Consider the following 21264-nt stretch of genomic DNA (forward strand, 5'->3'; position numbering starts at 1 on the left):
CTTAACGGTGCTGTTTACCCTTCATCGGAAAAGAAAAAACGTGAATGTTGCAATGTTAAATACTCTTCAATTTGAACTATGATGGGTATTAATAACAAAAGTTATGAAAGTTGTTCCTCTTACCACAAATAATGATATTGTAGGGAAAACAACAAAAAGAACATAACATCTACACACTCATAAACAACCTAATTACATTGTCGTCGGTCTCAGATTTCAGGTTTTATGTGATAGCGAGCTGATTTCCAAAGCATACCGGTAGAACAATGCACGAAGACACAGTATAACGCTGAGCTTCTGGGTTGTTGGGTGTCGATTATCAAGCGCTAAGGAGACCGTAATGGCTGATAACAAAGCTAAGCTAACGACTGGTAGTAAGGGTGATATTGACCTAGATATTTTAAGCCCAACGATTGGTCAAGACGTTATCGATGTCCGAACTTTAGGTTCTAAAGGGTTCTTTACCTACGACCCTGGTTTTACTTCTACTGCATCCTGTGAATCAAAAATCACCTATATCGATGGTGATCAAGGCATTCTGTTGCACCGTGGTTTCCCTATCGATCAACTCGCCACTGAAGCCTCTTATCTCGAAGTTTGTTATATCCTGCTATACGGTGAAGCACCGACTCAAGAACAATATGACGTATTTAAAAATACGGTGACTCGCCATACCATGATCCATGAGCAAATTACACGCATGCTTAATGGTTTCCGCCGTGACTCACACCCAATGGCAGTTTTATGTGGTGTTACGGGGGCATTAGCCGCGTTCTATCACGATGCGCTGGATGTTAACAACCCACGTCACCGTGAAATTACGGCTTATCGCCTGCTGTCAAAAATGCCAACAGTTGCAGCGATGTGTTACAAATATTCAATTGGCCAACCTTTTGTTTATCCACGTAATGATCTGTCATACGCGGGTAATTTCTTGCACATGATGTTCTCTACACCTTGTGAAGAATACACGGTTAATCCTGTTTTAGAGCGCGCAATGGATCGTATTTTGATTCTGCACGCTGACCACGAGCAAAACGCTTCAACATCGACAGTTCGTACTGCGGGTTCATCTGGTGCAAACCCATTTGCTTGTATCGCAGCGGGTATTGCTTCACTGTGGGGGCCTGCTCACGGTGGTGCTAACGAAGCTTGCTTGCGTATGTTGGAAGAAATCCAAACCGTTGAGCACATCCCTGCGTTTATTGAGCGTGCTAAAGACAAAAATGACTCTTTCCGCTTAATGGGCTTCGGTCACCGTGTTTATAAAAACCATGACCCACGTGCAACAGTAATGCGTGAAACTTGCCATGAAGTTCTAAACGAACTTGGCCTGAATGACAGTTTGCTGGAAGTCGCAATGGAGCTGGAACGTATCGCATTGAACGACCCGTACTTCATTGAGAAAAAACTGTACCCGAACGTTGACTTCTATTCAGGTATCATCTTGAAAGCAATGGGTATTCCTTCTTCAATGTTTACTGTTATTTTTGCCATTGCACGTACTATTGGCTGGATTGCACATTGGAATGAAATGCACGATGACGGCCTGAAAATTGCCCGTCCTCGTCAGCTGTACACGGGTTATGACAAACGTGAATTCAACTCAGAATTAACAAAAAAATAATATTTAGTTAAATCTAAAACCCTACAAGTCTTAAAGCCTCGAAAAATCGAGGCTTTTTTCGTTCTTTCACGCCGTATTACTGTTGGTATTCCCTCGGTGTGACCCCGCTCATTTTGCGGAAAAAACTAATAAATGCGCTATCGCTGGTTAGACCAAGTTCTTGAGTAATATAGTGATAGGGTTTTTCTTGTGCGAGTAATTCAATCGCTTTAATGTAACGCCATTGTTGACGCCATGCTTGATAATTCATTCCTGTTTCTTTAAAAAAAATCCGGGTAATCGTCTTCTCACTCGCACCAACCGTTTGTGCTAATTGGTTTAAATTTGGAGGTAATTGTTCGATATTAACCCCTTTAAAACGCCTATCTTGCGGTAATGGTAGCAGTGTTGGCTCTAAAGTTGCACTTTGTAACTCATCGATAAATACGGGCAATAAATTAGCCAAATGCCCTTGTTGCCAATCACTATCAAATGGTGCAATCGCAATGCGTTCAAGCACTTCTCTCAATAACGATGAAATACTTAATATCACCACCTCATTCCCTATTCTGTCAGCGTATTCTTGCGCTAAATAAACCGAACGGTAGCCCACTGATGCTCGCATTTGAGCTCGATGAAGAACAAATGGTGGGATCCAAGCCACTCTACCCGGAGGAAGTAAAGACAGACGGTTTTTCAGTGAAATTCGTATACATCCTTGTTGTGTAAACAAAAGCTGTCCCATTTCATGTTTATGAAAGCCAGAGTCATGCTGCCCCATTTTTGCTGCAATTCCCAATACTGGCGCGGGATACCAGTGAGTTTGAAATTCATCTGTTTGATTTAGCCAAGCCATAATGTCTCTTTTTTGATATTTATAGTCTTTATTATTGTAATAAGACAATAAAAATAACACTAAACTGCCTGCCATTGAATCGTTGTATCTAATTAGACCCTTTATTTTTAGTAGATTGGCAGGAAAAAAAGTATGAAACACCCTCTTTCATTATGGCTTGCTGTTGCCTTGATGATGTTTCCACAAATTGTGGAAACCATATACAGCCCCGCACTCACTGATATCGCCAGTGCCTTCTCAGTAAATGCGGAGAAAGCTTCACAAACGCTGTCGCTTTATTTCTTTGCTTTTGCATTAGGCGTGGTGTTTTGGGGCCGCATGTGTGACACCTTAGGGCGCCGCCCGACGATTCTGGCGGGTTTATTGATATATGGTATTGCGTCTATTGGCGCGTTATTTGTCACACATTTTTATTTATTATTACTAATGAGAATGTTGTCAGCCTTTGGCGCTGCCGTAGGTTCAATTGGTACACAAACCGCCATGCGCGATAGCTACCAAGGCCATGAATTAGCCAAAGTTTTTTCTATTATGGGCGTTGCTTTGGCTGTCAGCCCCGCTTTAGGGATGTTATTTGGTGCTGGACTCGTTAATTTTGGTGGTTATCAAACCGTTTTTATCGGCTTAGCGATTTTAGCTGTGGTGCTTTTTCTCTGGTCAATCTGTCGTTTACCCGAGACCAAGCCTAAAACCGTGACTCATATCTCATTTATTAAGACATTTTTACGGATGATCGCAGATAAAGAAATTGTTAGAAATGTGATCTTGATAGCATTTTTCAACATTAATTTATTTAGCTATTATCAGCTGGCACCATTCAGTTTTGAACAATTAATGCTCACTCAACAACAGTTTGGATTTACTGGGATTTTATTAGCACTTGGAGTCGGTTTAGGTTCGATATCAAATCGCTATTTATTGGCTAAAAAACACACATCTGAACAACTTGTTAAGCTTGCCAGCCTCATTTCATTGGTGAGTGGTTGTTTAGTTTTTGTGCTAATGGATTCAATTTGGTTTGTTTTACCCGTTATTGGCATTGTTATTGGTTATGGAATTGCGATCCCGAACATACTTGCCCATGCATTAAACCGTTATGGTGAGCAAAAAGGCACTGCCGGCGCCATTTTAGGGTTATTTTACTACATCGGGCTCGCCATTGGTTTGATGGTTGCAGGTTGGAGCCAGCACTTAGGTTTAGTGTTAACTATTTCAAGTGCAGTATTGGTTTTCGCATCGTTAAAATACCGAACCCAATAGCTATTTTTATTTTTATTTTTATTTTTATTTTCAATAGATTATCAATCTTCTAAGTATTTCGAATCACCGCTAGGCGGCAAAAGAGTGAAGCCCTAGGAGCATATATAAGTATGTGACTAGGGTTCGTGAATGCAGCCAACAACGCTTTGATGTAAAAGGCGGCAAAAATTTAATTCTCTAAATAGTTCGAGTTGTGGCTAGGCGGCGAATAAGGGTATCTTGGGGAGCATACAAAAGTATGTGACCCAAGTAGCCGAGTGAAGCCAACACAGCCACAGTTCGAAATATGACGAGAATTTAGGCAGGGTTATCGATATCGATAAACTCCGCATCTAACCCATGTTCATCTACAAGCCACTTAGTCAGCGCTTTAATCCCATAACGTTCCGTTGCATGATGCCCTGCACTGTAGAAATGGATCCCCATTTCCCTTGCTATATGAATGGTTTGTTCCGAAACTTCCCCCGTTACAAAGGCATCTACACCAAATTCAGCCGCTTGTAGGATAAAGCCTTGCCCTCCCCCTGTACACCATGCGATTTGACGAATTTCTTCTTTTGCATTATCACCACAATGTAGGACTTTACGACCAAGGCGAGTTTCTAAACGAGACGTTAACTCTGAAGGAGTAATCGGTTGATCAAAAAAACCAAATGGCATTAATGGGTCGATTTGGCCATTTACCTGCACCCCCATAATATAAGCAAGTTGTGTATTATTGCCTAATTGATGGTGTGCATCTAATGGGAGATGATAACCATACAGGTTGATATCATTCGCTAATAATGTTTTTAAGCGATTTTTCTTCATCCCTTTGATAATGGCGGGCTCATTTTTCCAAAAATAGCCATGATGAACAATAATGGCATCGGCTTTCTTTTCAACGGCAACATCCAATAATGCTTGGCAAGCTGTCACACCAGTGATGATTTTATGTACATGTGGTCGCCCTTCAACTTGCAATCCATTCGGTGCAAAATCTTGGAACTCACTAACTTTCAATTCGTCATTAATGATTTCTTCTAATCTTAAGTTATGCATTATGTTGTCCTTTTTACTGCACAGCTAAACGGTTTATCCACCAGTTTGAACGTAATTGACTGATAATCAATAAGCATAAACGGAAACATGATTTTTTTCTGTGTTATTTGAAGTATATAGAATAAAAATAGGCGGGATTAAAAACAAAACCCCCACAATTCAATATTGCAGGGGTTACTACTCACCATTAAGCACTAAATTAGCGATGGCTTTCTAAGGTTGTTTCTGAACGTTCTAGCCAAACAGGTTTATCACTGGTTTTCGCCCAAACCTTATGTAAATGACTATAAAACTTTGCTCTTTTTGGATAAAAAACCATAACCGGAAACGCAATAATGCCAGCTGTTACAGCAGCAGTGCGGCGTGCAAGTACCTGATTACGGGAATATTCGCGATATGTGGACATCGGTATCCTCCTTCAGTTGCCACTTTATTTGTCGATTCCAGCTTTGCTCTATTATTCCCAATTAACACACATTTCCCATTAACACAGTAGTAAAGAGCGACTAAAACCGGACAGATAATATGAAATATATTGACTGTAGATAGGATATCGCAAATTGTGTAATAAAACTACTCATCTGACCACTTAATCTGTAAATTTCTCAAAATAATCTGCTTATTTCGTATTTTTATTACATTTCTTAACCAATTAACGTTTTATTCATACATTTTAATTACAATTAAATAACAAATGAATCAATAAAATACCACGCCACTTTTTCTATTAAGCACTCTCTTTTTGCTAAGTAAACAGCCATTTTTATACTTTTTTTACACCCTACCCGTGCTTTTTATCAGCTTCTTTACAACGAACTCTTTAGCCTTATCACATGGAAATAATAAGGAGAAAATACTGTGTCATTACTTTCCATTATTGGGGCAGTTCTCGTTGTTTTGCTGCTGACGTATCTGATTTATGCCCTGCTTAACGCGGAGGATTTCTGATATGACTACCACCACATTGCTATTTTTAGGTAGTTTTTTACTGATCTTATTCATCTTAGCAAAGCCTTTAGGCAATGGTATTGCCCGGTTAATCGACAATGATATACCTCGTCGGTTAGCAAGCAGTGAGTCCCTACTTTGGCGTTTAACCGGAGTCAAACAGCCAGGAAGAGACATGGCTGAGATGAATTGGCGGCAATATGCCTTAGCGATTGTATTATTTAATGTTTTAGGTTTTATTTTATTATTCGTTATTTTAGTCTGCCAAGGCCGTTTACCCCTTAACCCTCAACACTTTGAAGGGATGAGCTGGGATTTAGCCTTTAATACCGCCATTAGTTTTATTTCCAATACCAACTGGCAAGCTTATAGTGGCGAAAATACATTAAGTTATTTGAGCCAAATGGCCGGGTTGACGGTACAAAACTTCCTTTCTGCTACCACCGGTATTGCGGTTGTTTTCGCATTGATCCGCGCTTTTTCACGCCATGGCAGTAAAACTGTAGGTAATGCGTGGTTAGATATATACCGCATCACCGTGTATTTACTCTTCCCTTTAGCCCTAGTTTTCGCTCTCTTTTTTGTTAGCCAAGGGGTTATTCAAAATTTCTCCGGCTATTTAATTATTCACCCTTTAGATAGCAGTGAGCAATTATTACCCATGGGGCCAGTAGCTTCCCAAGAAGCGATAAAATTGCTCGGCACCAATGGTGGCGGCTTCTTTGGTGCTAACTCATCACATCCTTTTGAAAACCCAACCGCACTGAGTAATTTTGTGCAAATGTTTGCTATTTTCCTGATCCCTACCGCACTTTGCTTTGCTTTTGGCCGTGTGGTTGGCAACAACAAACAAGGCCACACCTTGCTCTGGGTTATGGGGATCATTTTTGTGGTTGCTGCCATTGTCGTAGTTAAAGCAGAGTATGTGGGGAACCCATTTTTAGCAGACTTACACACGACAAGTACCGCCAATATGGAAGGAAAAGAGAGCCGCTTTGGGATTGTCGGTTCCGCTTTATTTGCGGTTGTGACAACCGCAGCATCTTGTGGGGCAGTCAACGCCATGCATGACTCCTTTACCGCGATGGGCGGAATGGTACCGATGTGGTTAATGCAAATTGGTGAAGTGGTTTTTGGTGGTGTCGGTTCCGGTTTATACGGCATGTTGCTGTTTGTGTTACTCGCCGTTTTCCTTGCTGGCTTGATGATTGGCCGTACACCTGAATACCTCGGTAAAAAAATCGAAGTTCGGGAAATGAAAATGGTGGCACTGGCGATTTTAGTCACCCCAACCTTAGTGCTACTTGGTACCACTATTTCATTAATGACCGAAGCGGGCCGTGCAGGAATTTTAAACCCCGGAGCGCATGGGTTTAGTGAAGTGTTATACGCCTTTTCTTCTGCGGCTAATAATAACGGTAGCGCTTTTGCTGGGCTCAGCGCTAACACTCCGTTTTACAATGTGCTACTTGCCATTGCGATGTTTATAGGCCGCTTTGGTGTCATTCTTCCTGTCTTGGCTATCGCAGGTTCCATGGCCAATAAGAAACCCCAAGCCCAAAGCCATGCCACATTACCGACAACTGGCCCATTATTTATTGGCTTACTGGTTTTCACCGTACTTCTCATTGGCGCACTGACCTTTGTACCCGCTCTTGCATTAGGCCCTATCGCTGAGCAATTACACATTGGTTTTGCCGGATAATGAGGAAAGAAAAATGAAAAATAAACAAACTAAATTATTTAATAATCAATTAATTAAACAATCCATTATTGAATCTATCAAAAAATGTACACCACAAGCGCAATGGCGTAATCCAGTCATGTTTGTGGTCTATATTGGCAGTATGATCACCACGTTACTCTGGCTAGCTATGGTAATGGATTACACACAAGGCAGTGCTTGGTTCAGTGGAATGATCACCCTTTGGCTGTGGTTCACAGTGATTTTTGCCAACTTTGCAGAAGCGCTTGCCGAAGGGCGAAGCAAAGCCCAAGCACAGAGCTTAAAAGGTGTTAAACAACAAAGTAGCGCCACACGGTTAGCTTCGGCCTCATTGGAGGCGAACCAAGATATCGTGAGTTCAGATCAGTTACGCAAAGGCGATATTGTGTTGATCCGTGCCGGAGAAACCATTCCTTGTGATGGCGAAGTCATCGAAGGTGGTGCTTCCGTGGATGAAAGTGCCATCACGGGGGAATCCGCTCCCGTGATCCGCGAATCTGGTGGTGATTTCTCTTCAGTGACAGGCGGAACTCGCGTACTTTCCGATTGGCTGATAGTCGAGTGTACCGTCAATCCCGGTGAAACCTTCTTAGATAGAATGATTTCCATGGTTGAAGGCGCACAACGCCGTAAAACGCCAAATGAAATTGCCTTAACTATTTTGTTAACCGCGCTGACTATTATCTTTGTTTTAGTTTGTGCCACCTTATACCCATTCACCGTTTTTGCCGCAGAGCATGCAGGTGCAGGCAGTGCCGTTTCTATTTTAGTGTTGATAGCGTTATTAGTCTGCTTGATTCCAACAACCATTGGTGGATTGCTGTCATCCATCGGTGTGGCAGGAATGAGTCGCATGCTAGGTGCGAATGTGATTGCCACCAGCGGCCGTGCCGTGGAAGCAGCAGGAGATGTTGACGTCCTATTACTCGATAAAACGGGGACCATTACACTGGGAAACCGCCAAGCCTCTGAATTTTTACCACTAACGGGTATTACAGAGCAGCAACTGGCGGATGCCGCACAATTATCATCTTTAGCGGATGAAACGCCAGAAGGCCGCAGTATTGTGGTACTGGCAAAACAAAAATTCAATTTACGTGAAAGAGACATTCATGCCCTGAATGCAACTTTTGTTCCTTTCTCCGCAATGACACGTATGAGTGGTGTCAATATTGGCGAACGAATGATCCGCAAGGGCTCTGCGGATGCCATCCGCCGTTATATCGAAGCCAACCACAGTAAATTTCCTGTCGAAGCGGATCAACTGGTCGAAAAAGTCGCCCATTTAGGTGGAACGCCACTTGTGGTGGTTGATAATAAAACGGTTTTAGGTGTCGTAGCATTAAAAGATATCGTCAAAGGGGGCATGAAAGAACGCTTCTCTCAAATGCGTAGTATGGGCATCAAAACCGTGATGATCACCGGAGATAACCATTTAACAGCAGCTGCAATTGCAGCCGAAGCTGGCGTCGATGATTTTCTTGCAGAAGCGACACCAGAAGCCAAACTGGCACTGATCCGCCAATATCAATCCGAGGGTCGCTTGGTTGCCATGACGGGTGACGGCACCAACGATGCGCCAGCACTCGCGCAAGCGGATGTCGCAGTGGCAATGAACTCTGGCACTCAAGCTGCAAAAGAAGCCGGTAACATGGTGGATTTAGACTCCAACCCAACCAAGTTGATTGAAGTAGTGCATATTGGTAAACAAATGCTGATGACCCGTGGCTCATTAACCACATTCAGTATTGCTAACGATATTGCTAAATATTTTGCCATTATCCCTGCAGCTTTTGCAGTGACTTGGCCACAGTTAAATGCGTTAAATATTATGCAATTACACTCACCTGCATCCGCTATCCTCTCTGCGGTTATCTTTAACGCATTGATCATTATCTTCTTGATCCCACTCGCGATTAAAGGGGTTAATTATCGGCCAATGAGCTCTCAATCATTATTGCAACGTAACTTAGGCATTTATGGTTTAGGTGGGCTGCTCGTGCCATTTATTGGGATCAAACTGATTGATCTATTTATTAGCCTCTTTGGGATATAAGGAATTGATTATGAATATGATCCGTTCGTCGATAATTATGCTATTTATACTCACCATTTTTACAGGCATTGCTTACCCATTAATGGTGACTGGCCTCGCTAATATTTTTTTTCCATGGCAGGCTCACGGTTCTTTGCTCACACAAGATGAGCGCATTGTTGGTTCAGCCTTAATTGGGCAAAATGAACAAGGTAGTGGCTACTTTCATGGCCGCCCTTCTGCAACAGCTAACGTACCTTATAATACCTTAGCCTCAGGTGGCAGTAATTTAGCCGTCAGTAACCCATTGTTACAACGCGCTATGGCTGAGCGTAGCGAGCAACTGCGCGTAGAAAACCCCGATGCCCCTAACGCCATTCCTGTAGATTTACTCACAACATCTGCCAGCGGCTTAGACCCCAATATTTCTATTGAGGCCGCGTTATACCAAGCTCCGCGTATTGCAAAAAGCAGGCAAATTCCATTGGATGCGGTAAAATCATTGATAGAAACGCATACTGAACAGGCATTGTTGTCCTTTTTAGGTGAACCTGTCATTAATGTGCTAAAACTGAACTTAGCACTTGATGAATATCAACAACAAATAAACAGTCAAACTCACTAGGGGCTGTGATGGACAATCAAGAACCTATTCGCCCTAACCCTGATGAACTCTTGGTCAAAGCCAATGAAATTGGGCGTGGCAAATTAAAGATTTTTTTCGGTGCCTGTGCTGGTGTTGGAAAAACGTATGCCATGCTGCAAGAAGCACAGAGACTCAGAGCTCAAGGGCTAGATGTGCTGATTGGCGTAGTAGAAACCCATGAAAGAGAAGAAACGGCCGCGCTACTTGACGGCCTTTCTCTGTTGCCACCTAGGCGCATAACTCATCACGGTCGCCGCCTAAATGGTTTCGATATTGATGCGGCAATTGCTAGGCATCCAGCCATAATTTTAATGGATGAATTAGCATTTAGTAACCCCCATGGCAGCCGCCACCCTAAACGTTGGCAAGATGTCGAAGAACTCCTTGATGCTGGAATTGACGTACTAACAACCATCAACGTTCAACACATTGAAAGCCTTAATGATATTGTGGGGAGCATTACAGGTATTCATGTACGTGAAACGGTTCCAGACCATATTTTTGATGCGGCTGATGAGGTGGTATTAGTTGATCTTCCTCCTGACGACCTACGACAACGCCTTAAAGAAGGCAAAGTGTACATACCGGGGCAAGCCGAACGCGCTATTGAGCATTTTTTCCGCAAAGGAAATTTAATTGCACTGCGTGAGCTTGCTCTGCGGCGTACTGCTGACCGGGTTGATGACCAGATGCGTGAATTTCGCGACGGTAAAGGCCAAGCCCCTGTATGGCACACTCGGGATGGGCTATTGCTATGCATTGGCCATAATACCGGAAATGAAAAATTAGTCCGTACAGCCGCACGACTTGCCGCAAAATTCGGTAGTGTCTGGCATGCTGTTTATGTTGAAACTCCCTCGCTTCATCAGCTACCTGAACCCCAGCGTAGAGCTATCTTAAAAGCGTTACGTCTTGCTCAAGACTTAGGTGCTGAAACGGCAACTTTATCTGATCCTTCGGAAGAAAAAGCGATATTACGTTATGCTCGAGAACATAATTTAGGGAAGATATTGATTGGTCGGCGGAATAAAGCAAACAAATGGTTTAAGCTCAATTTACGTCCCGGTTTTGCCGATCGTCTTGGTAAGCTCGGCCCTGATCTGGATTTAGTGATTGTCGCGCTTGAAGAGAAAAGCGAGTGGGACAAAGAACCAGAAAGAAAGCCGTTCTCTGAAAAATGGCGATCGGATATGAATGGCTATTTAATGGCTATTGTGATGTGTGCCGCTATCACCTTATTTTCACGCACCTTTTTACTGGCTCTCGATAAAGCCAACCTCGTGACACTCTATCTATTAGGTGTCGTGTTAATCGCATTATTTTATGGCCGACGCCCCTCTGTTTTCGCCGCTCTGGTCAACGTGATCAGTTTTGATCTGTTCTTTGTTCAGCCCCATTTCTCCCTTGCTATCATGGATATGCAATATTTAGTCACGTTTACAGTGATGTTAATTGTGGGGGTTGTTGTGGGGAATTTAACTGCAGGTATGCGCTACCAAGCTCGTATCGCTCGGTATCGAGAGCAGCGAACACGTCACCTATATGAAATGACAAAAGAATTAGGACAAGCTATCACGACAGATGATATCGGGAGAACTGGGTACCATTTCCTGAATAATGCATTTCAAGCCAAAAGCTGCTTGCTACTCCCCGATGAAAACAGCCAGTTATCACCATTAAAATGTGAAGGTCACAGTGAAATGCTGATTGATAAAGCCATTGCTAAATGGTGTTTTGATAAGCGCCAACCCGCCGGTGCTGGCACGGATACACTACCAAGCGTTCCCTATCAATTGCAACCTATCACCACTGCCGATCAAACCCTTGCTGTTCTTGCCATTGAACCAAGAAACATGCGCCAGTTATTGATCCCAGAACAACAACGCATGCTGCAAACCTTTACGGGGCTGATAGCGAGCGCTCTTGCGCGTCTGCAACTGACCAAACAAGCTGAATCAGCCAAATTAGATATTGAACGTGAACAACTAAGAAACTCCTTACTTGCCGCACTGTCTCATGACCTAAAAACACCGCTCACCGTTTTATTCGGCCAAACCGAAATCTTAATGTTGAATTTGTCTGCGGAAAACTCACCACTAACAGAACAAGTGAACCAAATGCGCCAGCAAGTACTTAGCACTTCGCGCTTGGTGAATAATTTACTGGATATGGCTCGCTTACAATCTGGCAGTATTCAGCCCAATTTAGCCTGGGAATCACTGCAAGAAATTACCAGTAGTGCTGTTAGAACCTTAGATTACACCTTACACAGCCATCCTTTAGAAATTGATATTCCAGCAGACTTATTACTTTATTGTGATGCTAACTTGATTGAACGGGTGTTAATCAACCTATTAGAAAATGCCGTAAAATACAGTCATGACGATACCCCGATTGGTATTCGAGCTACAGTTGAAGGGCAAAAAATTCATATTGAAATATGGGATGCCAGCAATGCGATTCCAAACGGGCAAGAAAAAACCATTTTTGATAAATTTTCTCGAGCACAAAAAGAGTCCGCAATTCCAGGTGTTGGCTTAGGGCTCGCCATTTGTCGTGCTATTATTCAGTTACATGAAGGCGAAATTTGGGCGCAGAACAATAATAAAGGTGGAGCGAGTTTCCATTTTGTCTTACCTTTAAAGCAACACCCTGATATCGAAGTAGAAACATAAAAGGATCAGCAATATTGTGAGTACTAGCCATCAAATTCTGGTTGTTGAAGATGAAAAAGAAATCCGCCGCTTTGTTCGCTTAGCGCTGGAAGGCGAAGGCTGGAAGGTATTTGAGGCGGAAAATTACCAGCGCGGCCTCATTGAATCCGGTACGCGACAACCTGATTTGTTAATTTTAGACCTTGGCTTACCCGATGGTGATGGGCTTGATTTAATTCGTGATCTACGTCAGTGGAGTAGTATTCCGATTATTGTTTTATCCGCTCGTGAAGAAGAATCACAAAAAGTGGCAGCATTGGATGCAGGTGCTGATGATTACCTCACAAAACCCTTCGGAATTAGTGAGTTACTGGCTCGAGTTAGAGTGGCTTTACGGCGCTTCGGCAAAGCCACTCAAGAAAACTCAAAATGCCAGTTTGGGGATATTACCATCGACTTTATTAATCGTGTCGTGACCAAACAAAATGAAGAACTTCATCTAACCCCGATTGAATTTCGTTTACTCAGTGAACTCGTGGCTAACAGCGGTAAAGTATTAACTCAGAGGCACTTATTACTGCAAGTCTGGGGGCCTAATTATGTGGAACATAATCATTACTTACGCATCTACATGGGCCATCTACGGCAAAAATTAGAAAATGACCCAGCACGCCCTATTCACTTATTAACCGAAACAGGAATTGGTTATCGGTTTATGCCTTAACAGATGACCATTTATTGAATTCTAGGAATCTTACCGATAGTTTAAATTAAAAGACTGCTTATAATTTACTCACCTTTTTTCTATGGAGAGAAATTCGTGCAATCACTCACAGCCCAACTATCAAACCGTTTTTCATCTGCTTTAGTCCTTTTTTTAAGCGTTTTTGTGACTACTCAAGCCCTTGCGCTAAGCCCTGAAGAAAAAATGCGTACTGAATCATTATTAGCAGAGCTTGGTAAACAACAAAATCTTACTTTTACACGTAATGGCACTGAATATTCTGCCGCTGACGCAGAATCTCATTTGCGATTAAAACTGCGTAAAACAGAAAAACGCCTCAAAACTGTAGAACAATTTATTGATAACGTAGCTTCAAAATCGTCCATTACTGGCGAAGAGTATCAAGTTAAAGATGCGCAAGGTAATGTGACTTCCGCGAATGAATATCTGCATGAATTATTAAAAGAAAAAGTGGATAACAAACACGAGTAGGTTCTGTAGGCTTTGTAGATTACTATAAAAAACGCTGACATTTATTTGTCAGCGTTTTTTGTGCTAATACTCGATCTGGCCCCTAAATAATTTGTACCACAGGTAGGCGGCAAATTAAGTTATCCCGTGAGCATACATAAGTATGTGACTCGGGTAACTTAATGAAGCCAACACCCCTGTGGTGCAAAGTATGACGGGGACATCAAATTAAGAATTTTCGAGTTTCGCCCAAGTATCACGCAACCCAACAGTCCGGTTAAACACCAGGTGATCCGCACTGCTTAATTTATTATCTGCACAGAAATACCCTTCGCGCTCAAACTGATAGGCTTTTTCTGCTACCGCATATTTCAAGCTTGGTTCAACAAAACCTTGCCGGATAATCAGCGATTCAGAGTTGATAACGGATAAGAAATCATCTTCTGCGCCCGGGTTTGGCACCGTAAATAAACGGTCATACAGGCGAATTTCTGCGGGTAATGCGTGTGCAACACTCACCCAATGAATAACACCTTTCACTTTACGACCATCTGCTGGGTCTTTATTTAATGTGCCTGCATCATAAGTACAGTAAATGGTTGTAATATTACCATCGGCGTCTTTTTCAACACGCTCAGCCTTAATGATATAAGCATTACGTAAACGAACTTCTTTGCCTAATACTAAACGTTTATATTGACGATTTGCTTCTTCACGGAAATCTGCACGGTCAATATAAATTTCGTTGCTAAATGGCACTTGGCGAGTTCCCATCTCCGGTTTATTTGGATGGTTTGGCGCCGTTAAAATTTCTTCGCCAGCGGGCATGTTTTCAATGACAATACGAACTGGGTCGATAACCGCCATAGCACGTGGTGCCGACTCATTTAGGTCATCACGAATACAGGACTCTAAAGAGGCCATTTCAACGTTGTTGTCTTGTTTTGTCACACCAATACGTTGGCAAAATTCACGAATAGATGCCGCAGTATAACCACGACGACGTAAACCCGAAATGGTTAACATACGTGGATCATCCCAACCATTGACGTGTTTTTCGGTGACTAATTGGTTCAGTTTACGCTTAGACATCACCGTGTATTCCAAATTCAGACGAGAGAACTCGTACTGACGTGGATGGCAATCGATGGTGATATTATCTAATACCCAATCATATAAACGACGGTTGTCTTGGAATTCTAAGGTACATAAAGAGTGTGTAATACCTTCTAATGCATCAGAAATACAATGCGTGAAGTCATACATTGGGTAAATGCACCATTTATTGCCAGATTGGTGATGTTCCGCAAATTTAATGCGATATAAAACCGGATCGCGCATCACCATAAATGGGGATGCCATATCGATTTTCGCACGTAAACACGCTTTTCCTTCTTCGAAGCCACCCGCACGCATTTTTTCGAATAATGCTAAGTTATCTTCAATAAGGCGCTCACGGTATGGGCTATTTTTACCCGGCTCTTTCAATGTTCCACGATATTCGCGAATTTCATCTGGGCTGAGCTCGTCAACGTAAGCTAAGCCTTTTTTGATCAGCTCAATTGCATATTGATACAAGGTATCAAAATAGTCAGAGGAATAACGAACATTGCCGCTCCACTCAAAACCAAGCCATTTAACATCTTCTTGAATCGAGTTAACGTATTCGACATCTTCTTTTACCGGGTTTGTATCATCAAAACGCAAATTACATTGGCCTTGATAGTCCTTGGCAATGCCAAAATTCAAGCAGATTGATTTCGCATGACCAATATGTAAATAGCCATTCGGTTCAGGTGGAAAACGCGTATGCACTGACGTGTGTTTCCCGGTCGCCAGATCTTCATCTATGATCTGACGGATAAAATTTGTTGGGCGAGCATCTGCCTCATTCATTGTCATCATTCCTCAATGCCAAAAGCGCGCTAAAAGCGTGTAGTAACTAAATATATTCTACCATAATCAATCAGGAAACAACCGTTTGATTGCGCCAAGTGCGGCAAAAGCGATGAACAGAAGGAATTTAGGGCAAAAACCTCATTTTTGCCCACCGAAATACGCGATTTTAAACCAGCAACATAACAGCTAAAACCACGAGTAACAGTAGTGGATAACTTTGGGCATGACGTTTATCGCTAAGGTAAGGCATTAATAATGAAGCAAAACGGATCCCTAGCCACGATGTCACAATTAAAATTAATGCCCCTTTGATATAGATCATCCCCAGAAAGCCCGCTCCGAGGTCAATGTGTTTATCAATAGCGAAATAAAAATAGGTTAATGTACCCGTGATCGCCATTGGTAATGTCAATGGGTTCGCAAAGGCAGCAGCTTGGATCATACTGGCACCACGGCGTCGCATTAGTGGAACCGTCATCACACTGCCGCCAACCCCTAAAAATGCCGCTACCGCGCCAATCACCACACCAATCGGAGTATCTGCAAAAATACCGCCATGAGAGGATTGTATCCCCGTAGATTCTATCTTCATAAAACCAGGGCGAATAAAGCAATCTAAAATAGTGATGATGAGATAACCAATAAATATCCAACGAATTAATGCACTATCTACTGATAACGCCACAATCGCCCCAAATATCCCCCCCACTGAAATAGGGATAATAAATGGCTTTATAATTGGCCAGCTGAGATTTCCTTTTAAATAATGAGCGCGACTTGATAATGTTGATGAAAAAATCATCACGCAAGTGGATGTTGCCACCGCGATTTGCATCGCCACAGTTCCTGCATCGCTTTGCGGCCCCCATACTAAGGTAATTAACGCATACAACAGTGGAACCGTGATAAACCCACCGCCAAAACCAAATAGTGCGGTGGTGATCCCCGAAATAAAGCCAAATAAGCACAGAAGCAGTTCCACAGAAAATTCCTCATCAGTCATTGAGAAAATATCTTATCGATGAAAAAAGCGCCTTGCTTATGCAGATTTGACAACCTTGTTTGAGATTTCGCCAATGTTATTAATAAATGCAAATTGATGAATACAAATAAAGGGAGCTCAACTCCCTTTATTTAACATCATTCAAACATGAATAATAATTACCATTCGTCCCGATAATCAAATGAAACTTGATACACAAATTTATCTAAATCAATTTGATGAATGACATGACTTTGAATTTCAATTACCCATTCTTTTTGCAAATCAAATACTCCGTTGTTAATAATATTTTCATCTTTAGGATCAATTGTTTTATCTATCAGAAAATCATCATCTCCAAAATCTTCTGAATATTCTTCACCCATAAATTCACCAGTTTGCTTATCAAACCATTGAGTATGTAGTTTTAATCCCATTGTTTATTCCTCTTCATAGATATTTTTTTATATTACGTTTAGGATCTGCTGGTTTCAATTGTTTACCACTTTTTGGATCGAATGCACCTATATGCTGCCCATCACTACCTCTATATCCCTCCAATTCTCCATGTTGAGAATCCCACTCATAGATTTTACGCCCTTTGTCACCAACCCACCGATTACGCCGTCCCCCACCACCTTGTTTTGGCGTTTTTCCTTGCACTGGCTTTAATTCACCTAAGCCTTTTATTTCATCAACTTTAGGTGCAGGATGATAAGAATGACCTTTTTCTTTAACACCTTTTCTTTCATCATCTTTTCCCTTCCCTTTATTTTTCTTACCGCCTTTACTTGCCGCAATATAAATTGGCTTGACACCGATGTTCTCAGAAAAAACAATAATAAAAGGAGATTGCGGGTTAGAACTTGAATTTATAACGGAAGTTGGAAAAGAAGGTGAATTAATCGGGATGCCTGAAGGCCGTTGAATATCATATATTTCACCAGGTAACGATTTCAATCTCTTCGGGTTAGGTAAGGGAGTACCTGTGAAAACCTCAGGTTTTCCTATCTGTATATATCTATCTTTTTGTTCATTTGGCAGTGAATAACTAAAAAGCCCTTTTTGTTCAGTGGGGATTGTTGGTATAACTTGAGTCTCGACTGGTGAATTTGTTGGTGTTAATTCAATAATTTTTTATCCATTACTTATATGCTCTGTAGGAACGGCATAAGTTTCAACAATGCCCTTGTTACGACTCACCTCTCTTAATATTCGTTCCTCTGGTACTCTTAATTGTTCCCCAACGGGTGTCCTTGCTGTATTTGTATTCCTTGTTAAATAATCAAAATCATGTTTTGAAAAGCCATGTAATGTATCTATTCCGGGTGCACCCGCTGGTGGCGAATATGTTAGTAATCCAATACCTAATCCCACCGACCGCCCAATAACAATACCTAGAGGGTCACTGTTAGAAAGAGGGGTGACACCGAGTTTGAAAGTACTGACTGGTGCAGCATGGCTGATTATTAGAGGGGACGGTTTTAAGGTTGATAAAGAAGCATTTAATGCTGAAGTTAGTGCAGGAGGAATTGTTACTGCTTGATTATCAAAAATTTTATATCTTAGGCTGTCTGTTACTGACTCATATATTTTGATTTTACTTTTAAAATCCTCCCTGAGCATAGATAGTGTTTGTGCAAATGTTTTTATATATATTTTTTGTGCTTCTAAAAAATCACCTCGCCTAAATGCATCCATCATCTGTTTAGCACGCTTATCATATGTCAGAAAAGGGCAATCTTGTTCCCCACACCTAGGGCAAAGGTTACACTTCAATATGTTCATGATATCATCATTTTGCTGCATGGATGTTCCTTATCAAAAGAGTGTGTTATCCCAAACACTGCCCACAAAGCTAACAATTAATTATATTTTCTTTATACACTGGACTCAGTTGATACTGATTATCATTATTTGTTATGCCCTATATGATTATCTTTTTCTTATTTAAACTGCATAAACAAAGAGGGTGGCCTAAGCCCCCCTCTTACTCACTTATAATATTAAACTGAATTATTTCAGAACATTATAAATAACGGTTTCACCTGCTTTCACGTCACCTTCAACTAAAATTTCGATGCCAGCAAAATCATCAATATTGCTGATGATGACAGGGCTAATCATTGATTTAGCATTGGCTTCAAGGAACGCGAGGTCTAAGTTCAGGATTGGTGTACCAGCAGTCACTCCCGCCCCTTCTTCCACTAAACGTGCACAACCTTCCCCTTTCAGTGCAACCGTATCGATCCCCATATGAACAATGAGTTCGACACCGTTTTCTGTTTCAAGGCAGAATGCGTGGTTAGTTTCAAAAATTTTCACCACCGTACCTGATGCCGGCGCTAACACTTCGCTGCTTGTTGGTTTGATGGCAATACCATCGCCCACAATGCGGCTAGAAAACGCTTCATCTGGCACATCGTCAAGGGAGAACACTTGGCCGCTGACTGGCGCAACCAGAGATAAAATCACATTACCTTTTGCTTTCGCTGGCTCTGCGGCTTTTTTCTCTTCTGCTACTGCAACTGGTGCAGAACCGGCAATAGGGCCTTTTGCAATTACTTCAGTCATTGCTTTTGCGACCAATTCAGCACGTGTACCGACAATCACTTGCACATTTTGTTTGCTTAAGCGGATAACACCTGAAGCGCCTAAACGTTTAGTCATCGCATCGTTAACAACCGCGGAATCTTTAACGCCTAAACGTAAACGTGTAATACAGGCATCAATACTGACGATATTTTCACTACCACCAACCGCTGCAACATATTGGCGAGCTTCTTTTTGAATATCGCTGTCACTGTTATCGGCAGGGCTAATGCTTTCGTCATAACCATCAATCGTTTCATCACCTGCGCTCTCTTCACGGCCTGGTGTTAACAGGTTGAATTTACGGATCATAAAACGGAAAATGACATAGTAAATGCAGAAGAAGACTAAGCCTTGAACAATCAACATATACCACTGAACGGCTAATGGGTTACGTGATTGCAATAACATATCGACTAAACCTGCGCTGAAACCGAACCCTGAAATCCATTCCATTGTTGCTGCGATATAAACCGAAATACCTGTTAACAATGCGTGGATCACATACAGAATCGGAGCCACGAACATGAATGAGAATTCAAGTGGTTCAGTGATACCGGTGAAGAATGCCGCAAACGCACCGGCAATCATAATACCAGCCACTTTGGCTTTATTTTCCGGGCGAGCGCAGTGGTAAATTGCTAATGCCGCACCTGGCAAACCAAACATCATGATTGGGAAGAAACCAGCTTGGTAACGACCAGTGATACCCACTGTCGCCAGACCTGCTTCAATAGACTTAGCACCGCCTAAGAAGTTTGGAATATCATTGATACCCGCAACGTCAAACCAGAATACCGAGTTGAGCGCGTGGTGCAAACCAACTGGAATTAATAAACGGTTGAAGAATGCGTAGATACCCGCTCCCACAGAGCCTAAATCTTTAATACTTTCACCGAAAGAGACTAAACCGTTGTAAACCACCGGCCAAACATACATCAGAATGAAGGCTAAAATGATCATTAAGAACGATGTCAAAATCGGCACGAGGCGACGACCGCTAAAGAAAGACAACGCTTTTGGTAGCTCTACGCCACTGTAGCGGTTGTACAATTCAGCAGACAATACCCCAACTAAGATACCCACAAACTGGTTATTTATTTTACCGAATGCCGCAGGAACGCTTTCCAACGGAACATTCATGATCATGGAATAAGATGCAGGAGAACACAGTGTTGTCACCACTAAAAAGCCAACAAAACCGGTCAGCGCAGCCGCACCGTCCTTATCTTTTGACATTCCATAAGCAACACCAATAGCAAACAGTACGGACATATTATCAATAATGGCCGCACCCGATTTAATCAGTAACGCCGCGATTGCACTATTGGCTCCCCAACCATCTGGATCAATCCAATAGCCAATCCCCATCAGGATTGCTGCGGCTGGTAGTACAGCAACTGGCACCATAAGTGCCCTACCAATCCGCTGTAAGTAGCTAAGAATATTCACAAACTCCCCCTTTATCGCCCTATTTTTGCCCCATTTACGGGATCTTATTGTTCACACACCTAAATCATAATTTAGGTTATTGAGAGTATCAATTTCATAGTCTAAATTAATTGTTTCGCGATGCAAAATAAATAGGTTCGATTTGTGATAAATGTCAACGAAAGAGTTACTGATATGACTAAATTACTAGCTATTAATGAAAACTTATTTTATGATTAAAAATAACTTATTTGTACTATTAACCTGTATATTCTCAGCACACTTGAGTGCATGTCCTGAAAAAAAACAGCATGTCAACCAAGTGATAATGCACAATAAATTTGAAGTATAACGAGTATTCCTATATCTAATAAATAACATCGGGGATACATA

General features: G+C 41.9%; 18 protein-coding genes. 9 read left to right on the plus strand and 9 right to left on the minus strand.

Annotated elements, in window-relative coordinates:
* Positions 1-340: 340 nt before the first annotated feature.
* Positions 341-1627, plus strand: a complete 1287-nt coding sequence (locus PSF09_RS03740) for a citrate synthase (protein WP_272666455.1) — start codon at positions 341-343, stop codon at positions 1625-1627.
* 76 nt (positions 1628-1703) lie between these two features.
* On the opposite strand, the gene PSF09_RS03745 is transcribed toward PSF09_RS03740, so the two are convergent.
* Complete coding sequence (locus PSF09_RS03745; RefSeq protein WP_272683511.1) at positions 1704-2462, minus strand: AraC family transcriptional regulator; 759 nt, start codon at positions 2460-2462, stop codon at positions 1704-1706.
* A gap of 132 nt (positions 2463-2594) precedes the next feature.
* On the opposite strand from PSF09_RS03745, the gene PSF09_RS03750 reads away from it, so the two are divergent.
* Entirely contained in the window at positions 2595-3722 is a 1128-nt protein-coding gene (locus tag PSF09_RS03750; protein ID WP_272666454.1) for a multidrug effflux MFS transporter, read from the plus strand.
* A gap of 297 nt (positions 3723-4019) precedes the next feature.
* On the opposite strand, the gene PSF09_RS03755 is transcribed toward PSF09_RS03750, so the two are convergent.
* Both PSF09_RS03755 and PSF09_RS03760 read right to left on the minus strand, forming a co-directional pair.
* Positions 4020-4763 (minus strand): type 2 GTP cyclohydrolase I, encoded by a 744-nt coding sequence (locus PSF09_RS03755; RefSeq protein ID WP_210837835.1) that lies wholly within the window; start codon positions 4761-4763, stop codon positions 4020-4022.
* Positions 4764-4962: 199 nt separating this feature from the next.
* Positions 4963-5169, minus strand: coding sequence for a YbfA family protein (locus PSF09_RS03760; protein WP_036957942.1), 207 nt, complete (start codon positions 5167-5169; stop codon positions 4963-4965).
* A gap of 452 nt (positions 5170-5621) precedes the next feature.
* Between PSF09_RS03760 and kdpF the strand changes: the two genes are divergently transcribed.
* From kdpF to PSF09_RS03790, 7 genes are all read left to right on the plus strand, one after another.
* Positions 5622-5711 (plus strand): K(+)-transporting ATPase subunit F, encoded by a 90-nt coding sequence (kdpF, locus tag PSF09_RS20420; protein ID WP_071524535.1) that lies wholly within the window; start codon positions 5622-5624, stop codon positions 5709-5711.
* Position 5712: 1 nt separating this feature from the next.
* The gene (gene kdpA / locus PSF09_RS03765) at positions 5713-7416 is read left to right on the plus strand and encodes a potassium-transporting ATPase subunit KdpA (RefSeq protein WP_272683512.1); all 1704 of its coding nucleotides are present in this window, start codon (positions 5713-5715) and stop codon (positions 7414-7416) included.
* Between the two features lie 13 nt (positions 7417-7429).
* Complete coding sequence (gene kdpB, locus PSF09_RS03770) at positions 7430-9493, plus strand: potassium-transporting ATPase subunit KdpB (protein WP_210839361.1); 2064 nt, start codon at positions 7430-7432, stop codon at positions 9491-9493.
* A gap of 10 nt (positions 9494-9503) precedes the next feature.
* A complete protein-coding gene (kdpC, locus tag PSF09_RS03775; RefSeq protein WP_272666452.1) occupies positions 9504-10097 on the plus strand; it encodes a potassium-transporting ATPase subunit KdpC in 594 nt (197 codons plus the stop codon).
* A gap of 8 nt (positions 10098-10105) precedes the next feature.
* Positions 10106-12793 carry a two-component system sensor histidine kinase KdpD gene (kdpD, locus tag PSF09_RS03780; protein ID WP_272666451.1) on the plus strand — a complete coding sequence of 896 codons (2688 nt, stop codon included), beginning with the start codon at positions 10106-10108 and terminating at the stop codon, positions 12791-12793.
* A gap of 16 nt (positions 12794-12809) precedes the next feature.
* Positions 12810-13496 carry a two-component system response regulator KdpE gene (gene kdpE / locus PSF09_RS03785; RefSeq protein WP_004909034.1) on the plus strand — a complete coding sequence of 229 codons (687 nt, stop codon included), beginning with the start codon at positions 12810-12812 and terminating at the stop codon, positions 13494-13496.
* A 96-nt stretch (positions 13497-13592) separates the two neighbouring features.
* Positions 13593-13988, plus strand: coding sequence for a DUF5329 family protein (locus PSF09_RS03790; protein WP_209101162.1), 396 nt, complete (start codon positions 13593-13595; stop codon positions 13986-13988).
* A gap of 207 nt (positions 13989-14195) precedes the next feature.
* Here PSF09_RS03790 and glnS read toward each other — a convergent pair whose 3' ends face one another.
* From glnS to nagE, 6 genes are all read right to left on the minus strand, one after another.
* On the minus strand, positions 14196-15863 hold the full coding sequence (glnS, locus tag PSF09_RS03795) for a glutamine--tRNA ligase (protein ID WP_272666450.1): 1668 nt from the start codon (positions 15861-15863) through the stop codon (positions 14196-14198).
* A 169-nt stretch (positions 15864-16032) separates the two neighbouring features.
* Positions 16033-16848 carry a sulfite exporter TauE/SafE family protein gene (locus PSF09_RS03800; protein WP_272666449.1) on the minus strand — a complete coding sequence of 272 codons (816 nt, stop codon included), beginning with the start codon at positions 16846-16848 and terminating at the stop codon, positions 16033-16035.
* Positions 16849-17027: 179 nt separating this feature from the next.
* Positions 17028-17285: a colicin E3-like toxin immunity protein gene (locus PSF09_RS03805; protein WP_115167737.1), complete on the minus strand. Its 258-nt coding sequence runs from the start codon at positions 17283-17285 to the stop codon at positions 17028-17030.
* 13 nt (positions 17286-17298) lie between these two features.
* Positions 17299-17808, minus strand: coding sequence for a colicin E3/pyocin S6 family cytotoxin (locus tag PSF09_RS20425; RefSeq protein ID WP_442959304.1), 510 nt, complete (start codon positions 17806-17808; stop codon positions 17299-17301).
* A gap of 177 nt (positions 17809-17985) precedes the next feature.
* Positions 17986-18657 (minus strand): hypothetical protein, encoded by a 672-nt coding sequence (locus PSF09_RS03815; RefSeq protein WP_272683513.1) that lies wholly within the window; start codon positions 18655-18657, stop codon positions 17986-17988.
* A gap of 207 nt (positions 18658-18864) precedes the next feature.
* Positions 18865-20850 (minus strand): N-acetylglucosamine-specific PTS transporter subunit IIBC, encoded by a 1986-nt coding sequence (gene nagE, locus PSF09_RS03820; protein WP_371031506.1) that lies wholly within the window; start codon positions 20848-20850, stop codon positions 18865-18867.
* Between the last annotated feature and the right edge of the window lie 414 nt (positions 20851-21264).

It is taken from the genome of Providencia sp. PROV141 (genome assembly GCF_028481645.1).
Taxonomy (GTDB): domain Bacteria; phylum Pseudomonadota; class Gammaproteobacteria; order Enterobacterales; family Enterobacteriaceae; genus Providencia; species Providencia rettgeri.

Excerpts from the sequence above, each read along its gene's own strand:
- nagE (WP_371031506.1), bottom strand. The coding sequence starts at position 20,850 with ATGGTGCCAGTTGCTGTACTACCAGCCGCAGCAATCCTGATGGGGATT.
- PSF09_RS03815 (WP_272683513.1), bottom strand. The coding sequence starts at position 18,657 with ATGCAGCAAAATGATGATATCATGAACATATTGAAGTGTAACCTTTGC.
- PSF09_RS03805 (WP_115167737.1), bottom strand. The coding sequence starts at position 17,285 with ATGGGATTAAAACTACATACTCAATGGTTTGATAAGCAAACTGGTGAA.
- kdpC (WP_272666452.1), top strand. The coding sequence starts at position 9,504 with ATGAATATGATCCGTTCGTCGATAATTATGCTATTTATACTCACCATT.
- PSF09_RS03745 (WP_272683511.1), bottom strand. The coding sequence starts at position 2,462 with ATGGCTTGGCTAAATCAAACAGATGAATTTCAAACTCACTGGTATCCC.
- kdpA (WP_272683512.1), top strand. The coding sequence starts at position 5,713 with ATGACTACCACCACATTGCTATTTTTAGGTAGTTTTTTACTGATCTTA.
- PSF09_RS03750 (WP_272666454.1), top strand. The coding sequence starts at position 2,595 with ATGAAACACCCTCTTTCATTATGGCTTGCTGTTGCCTTGATGATGTTT.
- kdpB (WP_210839361.1), top strand. The coding sequence starts at position 7,430 with ATGAAAAATAAACAAACTAAATTATTTAATAATCAATTAATTAAACAA.
- PSF09_RS03760 (WP_036957942.1), bottom strand. The coding sequence starts at position 5,169 with ATGTCCACATATCGCGAATATTCCCGTAATCAGGTACTTGCACGCCGC.
- PSF09_RS03740 (WP_272666455.1), top strand. The coding sequence starts at position 341 with ATGGCTGATAACAAAGCTAAGCTAACGACTGGTAGTAAGGGTGATATT.
- glnS (WP_272666450.1), bottom strand. The coding sequence starts at position 15,863 with ATGAATGAGGCAGATGCTCGCCCAACAAATTTTATCCGTCAGATCATA.
- PSF09_RS03755 (WP_210837835.1), bottom strand. The coding sequence starts at position 4,763 with ATGCATAACTTAAGATTAGAAGAAATCATTAATGACGAATTGAAAGTT.
- kdpD (WP_272666451.1), top strand. The coding sequence starts at position 10,106 with ATGGACAATCAAGAACCTATTCGCCCTAACCCTGATGAACTCTTGGTC.